The following is a 512-nucleotide window of genomic DNA, read 5'->3' as shown; positions in this document are numbered from 1 at the left end:
AAAAAAAAGCGGACAGCCTGGGCTGTCCGCAAATATGCGCACATAGAGAGGAGCTTATCGCAACAGCGTTAGAACACCGACTGAATTTTCAGGCCGGCCACCAGTGCGTTATCGACTTCATCAACACCGCCCGGGTGAGTGATGTATTGCAGGTTAGGACGCACGGTCAGCCAGTTGGTAACGTGGAAGCCGTAGTTGATTTCGTAGTTGTACTCGGTGGTCCGCAGTGGCGAGAACAGTGGGTTCTCGTAATCAGTGACATTGTTCGCCGCGTTCACCAGCTCGGCGTTTTTCTTCACGTCATCGTTGACGTGGGTGCGGGCGAAACCGATACCCATGTCATCTTTAGGACGCGCGTCGAACGGGCCCTTGTACACAAACATCAGCGACTGGTAGTTGTCGACGAAGTTGGTGTCCTTGTCGTGGAACGTGGCGTTGGCCGCAATGTTCAGACCGCGGGTCTTGTCACCGTTGTGGCTGGTGAGTTGTTGCTGTGCAACGAACCAGTAGCC

Annotated in this window: 1 protein-coding gene; it reads right to left on the bottom strand. The window is 54.5% G+C overall.

Going from position 1 to position 512, the window contains the following annotated elements; genetic code table 11:
* Positions 1 to 68: 68 nt before the first annotated feature.
* Positions 69 to 512: carbohydrate porin (locus tag SB725_RS30145; RefSeq protein WP_410923016.1), on the bottom strand; the 444-nt coding region annotated here is incomplete at its 5' end.

Origin of the sequence: Pseudomonas sp. SIMBA_041 (assembly GCF_046535095.1) — a bacterium.
GTDB classification, from domain to species: domain Bacteria; phylum Pseudomonadota; class Gammaproteobacteria; order Pseudomonadales; family Pseudomonadaceae; genus Aquipseudomonas; species Aquipseudomonas mucoides.
The sequence above is the reverse complement of the archived record's forward strand: the minus strand, read 5'-3'. Positions and strand labels throughout refer to the sequence as shown.